The 15,596-nt window shown below is 63.3% G+C and carries 13 protein-coding genes; 4 read left to right on the top strand and 9 right to left on the bottom strand.

Features of this window, described 5'->3' with window-relative positions; genetic code table 11:
* Positions 1-18 precede the first annotated feature (18 nt).
* The 3 genes from mgtA to O4H32_RS09995 form a co-directional block, all read right to left on the bottom strand.
* A complete protein-coding gene (gene mgtA / locus O4H32_RS10005; protein WP_269358766.1) occupies positions 19-2,631 on the bottom strand; it encodes a magnesium-translocating P-type ATPase in 2,613 nt (870 codons plus the stop codon).
* A 24-nt stretch (positions 2,632-2,655) separates the two neighbouring features.
* On the bottom strand, positions 2,656-5,343 hold the full coding sequence (locus O4H32_RS10000; RefSeq protein WP_269358764.1) for a bifunctional acetate--CoA ligase family protein/GNAT family N-acetyltransferase: 2,688 nt from the start codon (positions 5,341-5,343) through the stop codon (positions 2,656-2,658).
* Positions 5,344-5,461: 118 nt separating this feature from the next.
* Positions 5,462-6,997, bottom strand: a complete 1,536-nt coding sequence (locus tag O4H32_RS09995; RefSeq protein WP_269358762.1) for a bifunctional aminoglycoside phosphotransferase/ATP-binding protein — start codon at positions 6,995-6,997, stop codon at positions 5,462-5,464.
* A 170-nt stretch (positions 6,998-7,167) separates the two neighbouring features.
* On the opposite strand from O4H32_RS09995, the gene O4H32_RS09990 reads away from it, so the two are divergent.
* Positions 7,168-8,007, top strand: a complete 840-nt coding sequence (locus O4H32_RS09990) for a universal stress protein (RefSeq protein ID WP_269358760.1) — start codon at positions 7,168-7,170, stop codon at positions 8,005-8,007.
* Here the strand turns inward: O4H32_RS09990 and ligD are convergent.
* Positions 8,004-8,933 carry a non-homologous end-joining DNA ligase gene (ligD, locus tag O4H32_RS09985; protein WP_269358758.1) on the bottom strand — a complete coding sequence of 310 codons (930 nt, stop codon included), beginning with the start codon at positions 8,931-8,933 and terminating at the stop codon, positions 8,004-8,006. The genes O4H32_RS09990 and ligD overlap by 4 nt on opposite strands.
* Entirely contained in the window at positions 8,923-9,462 is a 540-nt protein-coding gene (locus O4H32_RS09980) for a DNA polymerase ligase N-terminal domain-containing protein (RefSeq protein WP_269358756.1), read from the bottom strand. Before O4H32_RS09980 ends, ligD begins: the two co-directional genes overlap by 11 nt.
* A gap of 135 nt (positions 9,463-9,597) precedes the next feature.
* Here O4H32_RS09980 and phbB point away from each other — a divergent pair, with 135 nt between their 5' ends.
* Positions 9,598-10,341: an acetoacetyl-CoA reductase gene (gene phbB / locus O4H32_RS09975; protein WP_269358755.1), complete on the top strand. Its 744-nt coding sequence runs from the start codon at positions 9,598-9,600 to the stop codon at positions 10,339-10,341.
* 69 nt (positions 10,342-10,410) lie between these two features.
* On the opposite strand, the gene O4H32_RS09970 is transcribed toward phbB, so the two are convergent.
* The 3 genes from O4H32_RS09970 to O4H32_RS09960 all read right to left on the bottom strand — a co-directional run bounded on the left by O4H32_RS09970 (position 10,411) and on the right by O4H32_RS09960 (position 12,319).
* Positions 10,411-10,764, bottom strand: a complete 354-nt coding sequence (locus tag O4H32_RS09970; RefSeq protein ID WP_269358753.1) for an SPW repeat protein — start codon at positions 10,762-10,764, stop codon at positions 10,411-10,413.
* 152 nt (positions 10,765-10,916) lie between these two features.
* Positions 10,917-11,900 (bottom strand): zinc-dependent alcohol dehydrogenase family protein, encoded by a 984-nt coding sequence (locus tag O4H32_RS09965; protein WP_269358928.1) that lies wholly within the window; start codon positions 11,898-11,900, stop codon positions 10,917-10,919.
* Positions 11,901-11,941: 41 nt separating this feature from the next.
* Positions 11,942-12,319, bottom strand: coding sequence for a TraR/DksA family transcriptional regulator (locus O4H32_RS09960; RefSeq protein ID WP_269358751.1), 378 nt, complete (start codon positions 12,317-12,319; stop codon positions 11,942-11,944).
* Positions 12,320-12,540: 221 nt separating this feature from the next.
* On the opposite strand from O4H32_RS09960, the gene O4H32_RS09955 reads away from it, so the two are divergent.
* Positions 12,541-12,984 (top strand): hypothetical protein, encoded by a 444-nt coding sequence (locus O4H32_RS09955; RefSeq protein ID WP_269358749.1) that lies wholly within the window; start codon positions 12,541-12,543, stop codon positions 12,982-12,984.
* A gap of 79 nt (positions 12,985-13,063) precedes the next feature.
* Here the strand turns inward: O4H32_RS09955 and O4H32_RS09950 are convergent, their stop codons facing one another.
* Positions 13,064-14,854 (bottom strand): PHA/PHB synthase family protein, encoded by a 1,791-nt coding sequence (locus tag O4H32_RS09950; RefSeq protein WP_407932644.1) that lies wholly within the window; start codon positions 14,852-14,854, stop codon positions 13,064-13,066.
* 249 nt (positions 14,855-15,103) lie between these two features.
* On the opposite strand from O4H32_RS09950, the gene O4H32_RS09945 reads away from it, so the two are divergent.
* Positions 15,104-15,538: an Hsp20/alpha crystallin family protein gene (locus O4H32_RS09945; protein ID WP_269358748.1), complete on the top strand. Its 435-nt coding sequence runs from the start codon at positions 15,104-15,106 to the stop codon at positions 15,536-15,538.
* Positions 15,539-15,596: the final 58 nt, after the last annotated feature.

The raw sequence follows: 15,596 nt of genomic DNA, 5'->3' as shown, positions 1-15,596 counted from the left end.
GTCAAGCAATCACGGGACTCATGGCTTCAGCCGCCTCATTACGCCTTTTCCCACCGCCCGGTCATGTCCCCGGGCCAGCCTCGACCGATAGAAAAGCGTTTTCACCCATTGCGCCAAGGCCAGATACATTGCCACCAGAAAACCCAGGGCCAGGAAATAAGGCCAGGGCAAGGCCACGAAGCCGAAAAGACCCGCCAGAGGCGAAAACACCAGTGCAACGGCGAACAACAGAAGGCTGGCCGCCGCCGCCCACAGCGCCGGGTGCGGATGGCTGAAAAACGGATTTCCACGTGTGCGGATGATGAAAATGACGAGGATCTGCGTGGCCAGGGAATCGATGAACCAACTGGTCTGGAAAAGCGCTTCGCCCGCCTCCAGCATCCTCAGCAGCAGATAGAAAGTCACGAAATCGAACAATGAACTGACCGGCCCCAGGATCAACATGAAATTGCGCAGCAGCGTGACATCCCAGTGCTGAGGCAATTGGACGTCAGCCTCGTCCACCCCATCCAGCGGCAGGACCGTTTCGGACAGGTCGTAGAGCACATTGTTCAACAGCACCTGGGTCGGCAACATGGGCAGAAAGGGCAGGAACAGCACGGCGCCGGCCATGCTGAGCATATTGCCGAAATTCGAGCTCGTGCCCACCATGATGTATTTGCGGATGTTCGCGAAAGTCCGGCGTCCTTCACGGACCCCCTCTTCCAGCATCCCCAGATCGTGTCTGAGCATGATCATGTCCGCCGAATCCTTGGCGACATCGGCCGCCGTATCCACCGAAATGCCCACATCCGCGCTGTGCAGCGCCGGGGCGTCGTTGATGCCGTCCCCCACGAACCCGACAACGTGCCCTCGCCTGCGCAAGGCCAGGACCAGACGGTTCTTCTGGATGGGGCTGATGCGGCAGAACAGATTGGCGGATTCCGCCCGCACGGACAAGGCGTGATCGTCGAGCAAGGCGATCTCACGCCCCATCAGGACGCCCGTCACCGGAACGCCCAGGGCGTCGCATAGGTGCCGGGCGACGAGATCGCTGTCGCCGGTCAGGATCTTCACGGCAATGCCTTGGCCCGTCAGATGGGCGATCGCCTCCCCGGCGTCTTTTTTGGGCGGATCGAGAAAAGCGGCGTAACCGGCGAAGATCAGATCGTTTTCATCTTCGAGCCTTGCGTGCGTGGCGCCGGCCGGCGCCTTTTTCCAGGCGATGCCCAGCACCCGGTAGCCATTCGCGCAGAGACCGCGCAAGGTTTCCCGCGCCAGCGCCCGGGATTGCGCCGTCCATGGCATGGCCTGGGCGTTCATCTCCTCATACTGATTACAGTGCCCCAGCACGTCCTCGGGGGCGCCCTTGACGATCAGAAAGCTTTCATCCCGATGGCGAAGCAGGACGGACAGGCGGCGGCGCTCGAAATCGAACGGAACCTCGTCGACTTTGACCCAGGCACTGATATCCACGTGCGCTTCGGCGAGGATGGCGTCTTCCAGCGGCGTATGCACACCGGTTTCGAAACGGCTGTTGAGATAGGCCCATTCAAGCACATGCTCATTGTTGCGGCCGGCGATGTCCACATGGCTGGACAGACTGATCTTCGCTTCGGTGAGCGTGCCGGTCTTGTCCGTGCACAGGATGTCCATGGCGCCCAGGTCCTGCATGGCGGACAGCCGTTTGACGATGGCGCCCTGCTTCGAAAGCCGGATCGCCCCGCGCGACAAGGTCACGGTGACGATCATGGGCAGCAGCTCCGGTGTCAACCCGACCGCCAGCGCCAGAGAAAAAAGAGACGACTCCAGCCAGGGGCGCTTCATCAGGCCATTGGCCAGGAGCACGAACAAGACCAGCAGGAATGTGACGCGCAGAATCAGATAACCGAACTGGCGCAGTCCCATGTCGAAGGCCGTCGGCGGCCGGCGCCCGGCAATGACGCCGCCCACCAGGCCGAGCTGGGTACTTTTGCCCGTCTTGACGATGAGCATGGTGCCTGTTCCCGAGATGACGCTCGACCCCATGAACACGGCATTCGCGGCGTGATCCAGGGCATCGTCCGCAGGCACGGCATGTGGATGTTTTTCAACAGGAAAAGACTCCCCTGTCAATGCGGCCTGCTGGACGAACAGATCCGTGGCTTCAATCATCAGCCCATCGGCGGGCACCAGGCTGCCCGCCGACAGCCGGATCATGTCGCCGGGCACCAGGTTCTCCACGGGGATTTCCCGATACGCCCCGTCGCGTTGCGCCATCGTTTTGAGCGCAACCATTTGTCTCAGATTCTCGGCGGCCCGCTCGGCCTTGTGTTCCTGCAGATAGTCGAAAATCACGCTCAGCAGAACCATGAAGGCGATGATGCCCGCACTCAGGGTCTCCCCGACCGCCGCGGACACAGCGCCTGCAACCAACAGCAGCAAGACCAGCGGATTGCGCAAGCGGCTGAGAATTTCGAGGCATGGCCGATGACGGCCGGCTGTGTCGAATCGATTGGGGCCGAACATCCGCAGACGTCGCCGGGCCTGCGCGCTGCTCAGACCGCCCAAAGACGCATGCAGGCTCGACAGCACGGCGTCCGACCGCCACCAGCAAGCATCCGGATGGCCTGCGGGTCCGGGCGGATTCGTTTGCGTGCGTTCATTCGGCATGGGAGGCCCGCGAGCGGCGACGGCCTATCGGCCTGCCGCGAGGGCGAGATAAATGTCGACGATGCCCTCATGCGGCGGAGCGGCTTCAAAGCCGAACTTTTTGGCCAGGGCAAGCATGCGGGCGTTCTCGCCCAGCACCGTGCCCGCCATCCCGGCCGTCCCCCGCTCCCGGCAATAACGGATGCCCTTGGACAGCAACGCCGATCCCAGTCCCTTGGACTGCCAGGCCGTGCCGACGACAATCCCCATTTCCGCGCACTGGTTGTCCGGATCGGTCGCCAGCCTCATCACTCCCAGGATTTCCTCTTCGCCCGCTTCGTTGCGATCCGTCATGATCAGCGTCATCTCACGGTCATAGTCGATCTGGGCGACCCGCGAAAGTTCTGACAGCGGCAACTGGCGCATGGCGCAGAAAAACCGGTTCCGGACGTCTTCCGGGCTGAGGGTTTGCAGGAAAAGCCGATAGGCCTGCGCGTCGGAGGGAAGAATGGGACGCAGCAACATGGTTTTGCCCCCTGCCTTTTCCAGACGGCAAACCTCTTCGAGTTCTTTTGGATAAGGGCGAATGGCGAGACGGCCGGACCCGGGCAATCGGGCGGGCGAAACCCTGATGCGCGCATCGAGCGCCAGGGCGCCATGCTCGTCCAGCAACAAAGGGTTGATGTCCAGTTCGACGATTTCAGGGCAATCAATGACCAACTGGGACAGTTTGACCAGCGTGAGATACAGGCCGGGCAGATCGGCGGCGGGATGGTCGCGATAGCCTCGCAGCAGCCTGGAGATACGCGTGCCGGCCACCAGGCTTTCCGCGAGCGCCAGGTTCAAGGGCGGCAGGCTCACGGCACGGTCATTGATGACGAGCGTGGCGGCGCCTCCGTGACCGAACCGCAGGATCGGGCCGAAAGTGGCATCCTCGGCCATACCCAGCATCAGTTCATGCGCGCCGGGCCGCTGGATCATGCGCTGCACGGTGAAACCCTGAAGCCGGGCGTCCGGATGCGTTTTCCCGATGTGCTCGATCATGTGCCGCGCCGCGGCCTTGACGCGATCCGGGGACTCCAGGCCAAGGGCCACGCCGCCTGCGTCGGATTTGTGCGTGAGGTCCGGGGAGAGAATCTTCAGCGCAACGGGAAAGCCGATTTTCTCCGCGTGCGCCGCCGCGGCCTCCACCGTCGATGCGACATGGGTCTCCACCACAGGAATGCCATAGGCCGACAATACCGCTTTGGCCTGGAACTCATCCAGGATGCGCTCATGATGGAGCGCATCCTGGATGATGTGCCGGGCCCGGTCCGCGTCGACGGAGAAATCCTGGGGCACCGAAGGCGGCGTCTGCAGCAGAAGCGCCTGGTTCCTCCGATAGGCGAGCAAATGCAGGAAAGCTTTGACCGCCTCTTCGGGCGTCTGGTAGGTGGGGATGCCCGCCCGGGCGAAGACTTGTCTGGCCGCCAATACGCCTTGTCCACCCAGCCAGCAGCCAAAGAGATTGCGCGACGATGCCGCCGCCAGCGGCGCGCATTCACGGGCCACGGCTTCGCTTTTTACAATGGCGGTCGGCGCATGGATCAACAACACGGGATCGACACCGCCATCGTCCAGCACAGTCGATAGCGCTTTGCCATAGCAATCGGCCGATGCCTCGCCGGTGATGTCGATCGGGTTGGTCATGGACCAGGTGGCGGGCAGAAAGGCGTCGAGCCGGTTTCTGGTTTCATCGGTCAGGACGGACAGGCTTTCTCCGGCGAGGCACAGTGCATCGGCCGCCATGATGCCGGGTCCCCCGCCATTGGTCAGGATGATCAGTTGTTCTCCTCGCAGGGGTCTGGCGCGCGACAGGGTTTCAATGGCGCTGAACAGGTCCTGGGTCGTTTCCACCCGCAGCATGCCAGCCCGCCGGATGGCCGCGTCGAAGACAGCATCCGATCCGGCCATCGCCCCCGGATGTGACGCGGCCGTCACGGCGCCGGCCGACGACCGCCCCGCCTTGACGACGATGACCGGTTTGTTGCGGGCGGCCGCACGCGCGGCCGACATGAATTTTCGGGCGGACCGGATGGATTCGATATAAAGCAGAATGCCGCGCGTATCCGGGTCACTGGCCAGATAGTCCAGGATGTCGCCGAAATCGACGTCGGCGCTGTTGCCGATCGAAATGAATGTCGAGAAACCGATGCCGCTTCCCGCCGCCCAATCCAGAATGGCCGTCGCCAGCGCGCCCGACTGCGACACGAAAGCGATTTTTCCGGGCAACGCCGCCGCTTCGGCGAAACTGGCGTTCAAGCCCAGACCGGGGACGATCAAACCGATGCAATTGGGCCCCAGTATCCTGAGCAAATGCGGTTTTGCCGCATCCAGCATGGCCTGCTGCAGGCTGATGCCCTGCCCCGCCGCCTCCGCTTCGAGCCCCGCCGTCAGGACGACTGCGGCTTTGGTGCCCAGCCGGCCGAGCTGCCCCACCAGATCCGGGATGGTGCGCGCCGGCGTGCACAGAACGGCCAGGTCCGGGACGGTCGGCAGCGCCGACAGGTCATGGAAAGCCGGCAAGCCCGCGACATGCGCATGCTTGGGGTTGACGGGCATGATGGTGCCTCTGAAGCCCCCGCGCATCAGGTTGAGCATGACCGTCGCCCCCACGCTCTGGGGGCGATCCGTGGCGCCGATCACCGCGACGGAGCGGGGCCGGAACAGATGATGCAGATTGCGGATGCTCATGCCGCTAGGTTTTCCACTGAAAGGATCTCCGGGCTTGCGAAACCATGCTTTCAGCGTACCGGGCGAGATTGCCGCCATCTTGAGAAAGGTCAACAATGGACAAGGTCCCGGAACGATTTCAAGTCGTCTCCATGGCCCGCATCACTCTGGCGGCGACCTCGCCGGGCGGCGCATCCGCATCGATCCGGACCCAGGGCACGGGGCCGCTTTGCGCCGCCATCTGGGCGCGCACGACCTCGGCCGTCGCGTCGGAAGCATCTCCTCGTCGCGCATCCACCCGGGCCAGCAGGGTTTGTGCGCGGGCATGGAGCCAGATGCCCGTGAACGGTACGCAGGCCTCGCGGGCCACGCGCTCGATACACTCGCGACAGGCCATTCTTTCGAATACCGCGTCCACCACCACGGCATGGCGACTGTCAAGAACGGCCCGGGCGTCCCGCGCCAGGTCAGCGTAGACGCGCGCGGACACGGCCGGGCGATACGCCTGCTCGGACAGGCGAGCCTCGGCCCTCACGCCATGGAGGCGCTTGCGGATCCGGTCGCTTTCCAGCACCCGCGCACCCGGCGCGGGGCCGACCTGGTCCGCGATCGCCGCCGCCACCGTCGACTTGCCCGTGCCGCTCAGGCCCCCGATCGCCACCATGCGTCCCGGGACAGGAGCGAGCAAACGCATCGCCAGGACGGCGTATGCCTGTGCCTCGGACACGAGCGCGGCGCGGCGCGGCCCGGTCGCCCGGCCGGCCTGCTCGGCGGTGACATGGGCCCGGATGCCGGCCCGCATCGCCATGAAGAAAGGCATGAGCGGCAGGCCCTCGACCTCATCGCGTTCGTCCAGATAGCGATTGAAGACCAGATTGGCCTCGGACCGAAGGCCATGGCGCCACAGGTCCATCACCAGAAAAGCGAGGTCATACAGCACATCGATCGTGGCCATTGCCTCATCGAACTCGAGGCAGTCGAAAAGCACGGGCTTGCCGTCGATCAGGCAAATGTTGCGCAGGTGCAGATCGCCATGGCACCAGCGTACCTTGCCGGCCCGTTCTCGCGCATCGAGCAGCGCTTCGTGGCCATGAAAAGCGGCGCGCAATCCGGCGGACAAGGCGGCGCCCAGGCCGGCCGGAAGGAAATGCGCACCGTCCAGCGCCCGTTCGTTGCCATCGAGCACGGTTGCGATACCAGCGGCGCCACCCCGCCGATGAACGACGCCGGCATGGTCGTGGGTGCGCGCCACCACGCGCGCCAGTTCGGTCAGCATGGCGGGATCCAGCCGACCCTGCGCAGCCCTCTCTTCGAACACGTCGCGCTGATCGAAACGGTTCATTTCAACCACGGCATCGACCAGTTCGCCCTGGCCATCGAAAGCCAGACGGCCGTCCGCCTCCCGGGTAATACGTCGCACGCCCGTATAAAGCATCGGCGCGGTCCGGCGGTTCAAACGCACCTCGTCGCGACAGGCGGCCAGCCTGCGCGCGGCGGTGGAAAAATCCACATAAGGCAATTGAACGGCGCGCTTGAGTTTGAATGCGCACCGACCGACAAGGAATATGCTGGAGATGTGAGTCCCGGCCGTCGCGACACGCGTGCCATCCGGCATGCCGTAGCTTGCCGGGTTCCCCAGAAATTCCAGCACCTCGGTCTGATCCTCGACGCGCATGTCTGCCTCTTGCGAATCATGCTCCGCGGCACGGGCGCCCGACGGTTTCATGGACTCAAATCAGGATAGCGAGGCTTTGCAGCGGTATCTTGCGTTAAATCAACTTGCGGAACCATCCCGGGCATAGACTGATGTTCGACATCGGGATCACTGGCCAACAGGAGGCTGTCATGCTCGGGCGTATCGCACTTGATCTGACCAAGGACGTCACCCAGACGGGCCGTGTGCAGGTGGCCATCCAGCTGGCCATGCGTCACAAGGCCGAGGTGATCGGCATTTGCACCGATCCGCCCATGCCCGGCTATCTTTATGATGAAGCCGGCATTGTGCAGCAGGTACTGTCCAAACTGCAGGAACAGTTTGCGCGGGAAAAGCGCGAAATCAAGGCATATTTCCTGCAGCAACTCGAAAGCGCAGGCGTGAAGGGCGAATGCCGGATGCCACAGGGCCCCGCCGAAGAAGCCCTGGCCGTGCATGCCCGTTCCTGCGATCTGCTGATCATGAGCCAGACGGACATGGCGCAGTCGAACTGGTCCATACCGCCCAGTGTGGTCGACTCCGTGATCACGACGGCCGGTCGGCCCGTCCTGGTGGTCCCGTATGTCGATGACGCCCGCCAGCCCCTGGGACAACACGTGCTGCTCTGCTGGGACTATGGCCGCCGGGCCGCCCGGGCATTGGCGGACGCCGCCCCGTTGTTGCGCACCGCTTCGAAACTCACCCTCCTGACGGTCGATCCTCAGCCGGACATGCTGCAGGCGCTGGACATCCAGCCGGGGGACTTGCCGGCCTACTGCGCGGCGCATGGCTACCCAGCGCCCAAGACCGTGCATGCGACGAGCGAAGGGGTCGGCATCGGCAACGTCATTCTGAATGTGGCGTCCGACAGCGGTTGCGACATGATCGTCATGGGGCTTTACAACCGCAGCCGCGTGCGAGAGTGGATCCTGGGGGGTACATCGAAGACATTGCTTCAGAGCATGACCGTTCCGATCCTGTTCGCACACTAGTCTTTCATCATCATGCGCAAGGCCGGGCCGAAGGCCTTCAAGGCCTTGTCCAGCGATTGGGGCGCATAGTCTCGCCAGGGAGTATCGCCCACATTCAGGCGCGTGCCCGCGGTGGCGACCGACCAATGGTCGCCACCGCGGAGAGCGGACACCTCATCCCAGGCCACCGGCACCGAAACCCCCAGGCCGGGCCTCGCCCTCGCCGACCAGGCCGCCACGGTGGTTGCGGCCTGGCCGTTGCGCAGGTAATCGGCGAAGACCCTGCCAACCCGGTGCCTGTCGCCGCTCTGCGCGGCGAACACCCCGGGCGCCGTCCGGGCAAGGCGCTGGGCCATGCCGCGCGACAGGACGCTCACGATATCCAGGCCATGCCGGTCGATCAGCGGCACAATGATGTGCAGTCCCCGGCCGCCACTGGTTTTCAGCCAGGACGTCAATCCGAATTCCGCCAGGAAAGCGCGGACCATATCCGCCGCCTGACAGACTTGCCCCCACTGGACGCCCCGCCCCGGATCCAGATCGAACACCATCCGATCGGGCCTGCCGATGGCCGTTCTGGACACGTTCCACGTATGAAACTCCACCACATTCATCTGCACGCAGGCCATGATGCCTTCCAGCGTGGCGATTTCCATCAAGGGTGGATGGCCGGGATACAGGTGTTGCGGCAACGGATTGACGCCCGGCATGGCATGACCGCCCGGATGCCGCTGGAAGAAAGTGCCACCCGCGATGCCCGTCGGCGCCCGCACGAAGGCCACAGGCCGGCCACGCAGATGTTTCAGCAGCAACGGCGCCGCCTTCGCATAGTAGCGGGCCAGATCCAGCTTGCGCAGGCCCGAAAGCGCATCGATGATCCGGTCCGGGTGAGTCAGCCGGGCGAGACGGCTCGCAACCAGGATCCGGTCGCGTGCGTCATCCGCCATACTGAATCCGGGGGCTGTGCCCGGACAAGACCATGCCGGGCCGTTGGCCGGTACCCGGATCATGCGCTTCGTCATGCGCATGGCTGTCGCGCATCTTGATCAGCAACCAGGGCGGATGCTTCTCGTGCCGGCGTGTCTGCATGCGGATCAGCGCCCAGCGACCGCGCATTTTGCCGCCTTTCAACGTGAATGCCAGATGACCGTTCCGGTACCCTGCCAGCGGGTCTCCTTCCGGGATCCAGACCCCTTCATCCCAGATGATCACCCGGCCCGCGCCGTAGCGGTCCTGCGGAATCGTGCCTTCGAAACGGCTGTAGGCAAGCGCGTGATCCTCCGTCTCTATCGCCATGCGCCTGACCGCGGGGTCCATGCTGGGCCCTTTGGGCACCACCCAGCTCTTCAGCGCATCCCCCAATTCCAGGCGGAAATCATAGTGCAGCCGGCTCGCCCAATGTTTCTGGACAACGAAAACACGCTCATGAAAAGGTCTTGTCTGCATGGTCGGATCCTGATCAGCCTGTTGCGGCATGAGGCCGTTGTCCTTTGCCCGCTGCGAAAAGTATGCGCGGCAGGGCACCCTTCTTCTTGATGGTGGTCAACAAAAAGGACGCCGGCGCGCCGCACACTGCCGTCAGGTCCGACACAACAATCAAGGAGACAAGTCATGGACAAGCGTATTGCCCTGGTGACGGGTGGCATGGGCGGTCTGGGGCAGGCCATCAGCACGCGCCTGTACTCGGGAAACTGCGCGGTGGCGGTGACGGCCTCGCCCGCCAACAAGCACGCGGCACACTGGGTGGCTCAGATGAAAGCCTGCGGCATGGACTTTCATGTATTTCCCGTGGATGTCACCGACTACGATTCATGCCGCGACTGTGTCAAGCGGGTGCATGACTCATTGGGAAGCATCGACGTGCTGGTCAACAATGCCGGTGTCACCCGCGACGCCAGTCTGCGCAAGATGCGCAAGGACGACTGGCAGGCGGTCATGCGGGCGGATCTCGATTCTTTGTTCAACATGACCCAGCCCGTCCTCGACAACATGATCGCGCGCGGATGGGGAAGAATCATCAACATTTCATCCGTGAACGGGCAAAAGGGCCAGGCCGGCCAGACCAACTATGCGGCGGCGAAGGCCGGTGTGCATGGGTTCACGATGTCGCTGGCCCAGGAAATGGCGCGTCACGGCATCACGGTGAATACCGTCTCGCCAGGATACATGGACACGCGCATGGTCACGGCGTTGCCGGCTTCCATCATCAACGAGAAGATATTGCCTCAGATTCCCTTGGGACGCCTCGGAAAACCCGAAGAGGTTGCCGCGCTGGTCGGATTCCTGGCGTCGGATGAAGCCGCCTATATCGTTGGCGCGGACTTCGCGATCAATGGGGGCATGCACATGCAATAAATGTCCGCCAGGATCCCGGAGGGGCCGCCGGCCGCGCGAGCGCGACCGGCGGTCAATCATGCCCGACGGTCACAAGGATTGCATCAGCCTGGACGACAGCGCGCCGATCGCGCTCACGATCAGCGCGATGCCCACGATCACCGAACTCCATGTAAAGACGGACAGGGCGGCGAATCCGAGCGCCCAGGGCGCGATGATGATCCACAGGCCCAGCAGCGCCTCCAGCCACGCCGTCCATTCTTCGAAGGACATGATGGCGAAAATGGCCGCGACGACGATCGCCAGGCCCGCCGCATAGTGACTCCATGCGGCGCCCGCCAGCAGCGCGGGGCTCTTTAAAAGATAAGGGATGAGCCAGGGCGTGGCGATGATATAGACGCCCAGCACCAATGCCAATATCGGCTGCCACCGTTCTTTGTACATGATCCACCTCTCAGTGAAAAACCGCATGCGTCATTTCGCATAAAAATGATCTTCAGGAAACAGATCCACGGAAACTGCTCATTCAGGATAGAAAGAGCGTTCATGGATGATGTTGACTTCAGTCAACGGTCTGCGAAGCAGGGAAATCTTGCTCAAGGAACGAGAACGGCCGCGCCTTCGACCCGCCCGGTCCGCAGATCATCCAGGGCACGGTTGGCTTCCCTCAGAGCGTAGCGGGTCGTTTTCGGCTCGATGCCGATCCTGCCTGCGATACCCAGAAATTCCCGGCCATCGCGGCGCGTGAGATTGGCCACGGAGACCAGTTCTCTTTCTCCCCAAAGCAGGCTGTATGGCATCGAGGGAATGTCCGACATGTGGATGCCGCCGCACACCACCCGCCCCCCTTTGCGCACAGCCTTGAGCGCAGCCGGCACGAGCGCTCCGACGGGGGCGAAGAGGATGGCGCCGTCAAGCGGGGCGGGCGGCATGGCGTCCGAAGCGCCGGCCCAGGCCGCGCCCAATGATTGCGCCAAGGCCTGGCTCTGGCTGTCCCCGGGGCGTGTGAAGGCATGAAACGTCCTGCCTTCCCAGCGCAGTACCTGCGCCAAAAGATGCGCGGCCGCGCCAAAGCCATACAGGCCGACGAGCCGGGCCGGGCCCAATGCGCGCAGGCAACGCCAGCCAATCATGCCGGCGCACATCAAGGGCGCCAGCTTCACGGGGTCCGCATCCCCGGGCAACGGGAATGTATACGCATGCTCCGCAATCACATGACTGGCGAAACCGCCATCCCGGGTATGGCCCGTGAAAGCGGCGGAATCGCACAGGTTCTCGCGGCCGCTGCGGCAATAGAGGCAGCGGCCGCACGTGTGCGCCAGCCAGGCGATGCCGACCCGTGCGCCTGGAGCGATACCGGCGACGCCCTCTCCAGCCGCCTCGACGAGGCCGACAATCTCGTGCCCCGGGATGACGGGCGTCTTTTGATCCGGCAACTCTCCATCGACGACATGCAGGTCCGTGCGGCACACGGCGCAGGCTTCGACGCGCACACGCACCTGGCCGGGGCCTGGAGAGGGAATATCCCGCTGTTCATGACGCAGCGCCTGCCCGGCCCGGTGCAGGACCATCGCCTGCATGCGATACGGCGTCGATGGCATGAGGTCTTTTCCGGTCCGGCTTATCGCCGGCCGCTCCGCTGTTCGTATTTCTGCTGACACGCCGCGCAACGCAACGCGATCGGCAAAGCGAACAGGCGCGCCTGGGAAATGGCCTGGCCGCAATCCCGGCATGCGCCATAGCTGCCGTTCGCGATTCGCTGCAGCGCCGCATCGGCCGCGCGCGCCGTCGCCTGGTCAAGCGTCATTTCAGCCTGGTCGATTTCATCCTCTCGCCGGGCTTCCGCGCGCTCGGCCGGGTCCCTGACCTCTCCATCCGTTTCCTCGTACGGCCGCAAATCGCGGGTTTCGACCATCCGGACCTCGCTCAAGGCCGTGTCGCGCAGCCGGATCAGCTTGCTTTCCAAGGCTTTCAGAACGGACGCGGACAACGGCTTCATTTTCACTCTCCCGCTCGGGCACCGGATACGGCACGGCGATCCTGTGCGATATCGTTTCATCCTAGCGGCAATAGGCCATCGTTCATTGATGCGCGTCAATGTCCGAACAGACCGGGGCCTGCCCCGATGGGTAGGCGGATGGTTGATGAACGTCAAGAAACCCCCGCGCATGAAAGGCATACTGAAAATATGTGCACCCATGATCAGGCAAGGAGGTCGCCATGGAACAAAATGACACGTCGGCGTCGTTTTACAAAGCCGGAGCAGGCATCATGCTCGACGCCTGCAAAACTTATTTCACTTGCATGGAGCGCATCCGTGAAGTGCAGCGCCGCACGGACGCCGAATTCGCCGATGCCACCACGCGCCACGCGGGAAAACTGGAAAACGTCGAAAACATGGCGCAATGCTCCGTCTGGCAGCAACAGGCCTATGCAGAGCAGATCGGCCGCTGGAATCAGTATGTGCTGGAACTGATCCAGGCGGTGCTGGAAGGACAGACCGTCACGCAGACCGCGACCCGCAATGGCCTGGATCACATGCAGAAGGCCTACATGACGCTGGCCACGCACCTGCCCGCCATGCCTTACAACCCGCTGGCCGGTGTCGATCTTGCGACGCCCGCGAACCGCAAGCACAATTCGCAGCGCGCAAGTGCGCATTGAGAACGTCTTGCGCAAGCTGCGGCGCGATACCGCGCGCTGCTTCGGCCTTCGTCCATGAGCCGCGCACCGGCCGGATGTCTCAGGCATTGAAAACGTAGGTGCCGGGGGCGGCGCATAATGTGTGCGCCTGCGCCACAGCCTGGACCGGAACGCGCACGCTCGAATGCGCCGTCAGCCACGCCTCCCATGCGGGCCACCACGAGCCGGGGCGGATCGGCGTGCGCGCCATCCAGGATTCGGGGGAACGGTAGGATTGGCCCAGTTTGCGCTGAGCGAGCCGGAACTGGGCATGCGCCTGCCCTGGCGGCGCGACGATGCCCCCATTGTGGCCGCCTGACGCAAGGACGAATGAAAGATCCTGGGCACAAAGCCGATGAAGCTTGTATACGGATTTCCAGGGTGAAATGTGATCGCGCTCCGTCGCAACCACGAAGGCCGGCACACGCAAGTCGGACAGGGACACTGGCGCGCCGCGCCAGCAATATCGTCCCTCGGCCAGATCATTGCCGTGATACAGGTAGCGCAGCGTTTCGCTGTGCAGGCGGTAGGGTAGACGTGTCGTATCCGCATTCCAGGCCATCATGTCGGTCACGCGTTGCGCATGGCCGAGCAGATACTCGCGCACCAGCCGCGACCAGATCAGGTCGCGGGCGTTGAGCAGTTGAAACACCCCCGCCAGCTGCACGCCATCCAGATATCCTTGTTGCCACATCAGGCCATCCAGGAAAGCGACGGCGCTGGTTCCCATGAACAAGCCCAGTTCGCCCGGCTCGCTGAAATCCGTCTGGGCGGCCAGCAATGTCATGGTCTGCAGTCTCACGTCCTGGCGCGGCTCGCGAGCCAGGGCGGCGGCGCACAGGGCCAGCAGCGTGCCCCCCAGACAATAGCCCACCGCGTGCACCCGCCGGCACCCTGCGCCACGCGCGGTTTCGGACAGTGCCCGCAGCACCCCGCGTTCCAGGTAATCTTCCAGGCCGGTATCGCGCGCCTCCGCGTCGGGATTCCTCCAGGACATCGCGAACACCGTATGGCCACAGTACACGAGATGGCGGATCAGCGAATTGTGCGCCGACAGATCCAGTATGTAATATTTCAGCAGCCAGGAAGGCACGATGAGCACCGGTTCACGCCATGCTTCGTCGGTGGCGGGCGCGTAGCGGATCAACTCGAACAGCTCATTGCGAAACACGACCTGGCCCGGAGTCGCCGCGATTTCTTTCCCTACCCGGTAGGCGGACAGCGCCTGAGGCGACGTGCCCGGCGCATCCCCGGCCAGCAAATCCTTCCAGTCGGCCAGCATGCGCAATCCGCCATGCACGAAATTCATGCCCGCCGAGTCCCGCGCGGCGGCCAGCACCTCGGGATTGGTCCACCACAAATTGCTGGGTGAGGCCGTGTCCAGCAATTGTCGCGTGATGAAGTGCTGGACATGCAGGTGATGTGGCTGCACGCCATCGACGTTACGGGTGGCCTGGTCCCAGAATGCCTGCGCCTTCAGGAATTGATCGCGCCATTGCCTGTACGGCTGGTTTTCCCAGCCAGGATGCTTGAAACGCCGGTCCGTTCCGGCGGGATCGGCCGTCCCGTCCCGGTCCTGACCCGGCAACAACAATTGCCAGAGCGCCAAGGCCTTGCCCGGGCTGCACGCCATGTGGGCCGCCCAGTCCAGATGCGCGAAGGCCATGCCGAACGGCGACAACCCGCCGGACAATTTGGCCACGGTTGCGAAAGCCACCCGGTCAATGCGCTCCCAGGAGCTGTCCGCATGAGGCGGCGCGCAGTGCGCTGGCGCCGCTGCTTCGTAGGATGCATCGTTCACCGTCGTCTCGAAAGGAAACAAAAGGGAAAGAAAGCGACGCCGGCCACCCATGACATGGGCCAACCGCCTCTTTTCATCCTAGTGAGAAGCGCCTCCGGCCATCTTGAGTTATCTCAAGAAAAAATCGCGTCGGCGTGCTCATGGCGAACCGCACGGCATCGGCGCGGGTTGGCGCATCGCGCCTGGCCCGGACGCTCCCTCGGTCGGGATCGTTGATGGAAATCAAATCAGGCTTCCGCCGAAAGATCACCATGAATAAACGGCGAGCCATTGCCGGCTTCGACACATCAGGAGATTCACATGCGCAACCCCATGCCCTATTCCCTGTCCGCTTCCACGGATATTTTGCCCGACATGTTTCATGCCTTTCTCAGGCCCATCCGCCAGGGTGCGGAGGATGGGGCCGTTGGCATGGGCATGGGCGTCGACCTCACTGAATCCGATGCCGATTTCGTCCTGAAGGCCGAGATCCCCGGTGTCCCGAAAGAGGACATCTCGGTGGAAGTCGATGACAACATTGTCACGATCCGGGCCAACAAGGAACAAAACAAAGAGGACAAGAACGAAGGCCGCGTCATCCGCCAAGAGCGCTTCTGGGGCCAGATCGAGCGAACGATCGCCTTGTCGCAATCGATCAATGAGCCGGAAGTCAGGGCCACGTATCAAAATGGCCTGCTGACATTGACTCTGCCGAAAAAAGCGGATCGCGAGCACAGGAAAATCCAGATTGAATGATATTCCGGCTTTTTTGCTTCCCTGTGTTCCGGACGATCGGGGCATTTCGTTGTTACGG

The sequence above is a fragment of the Castellaniella denitrificans genome (assembly GCF_027214045.1).
GTDB lineage: Bacteria > Pseudomonadota > Gammaproteobacteria > Burkholderiales > Burkholderiaceae_B > Castellaniella > Castellaniella denitrificans_A.
This window is presented reverse-complemented; position numbering and strand designations above follow the sequence as displayed.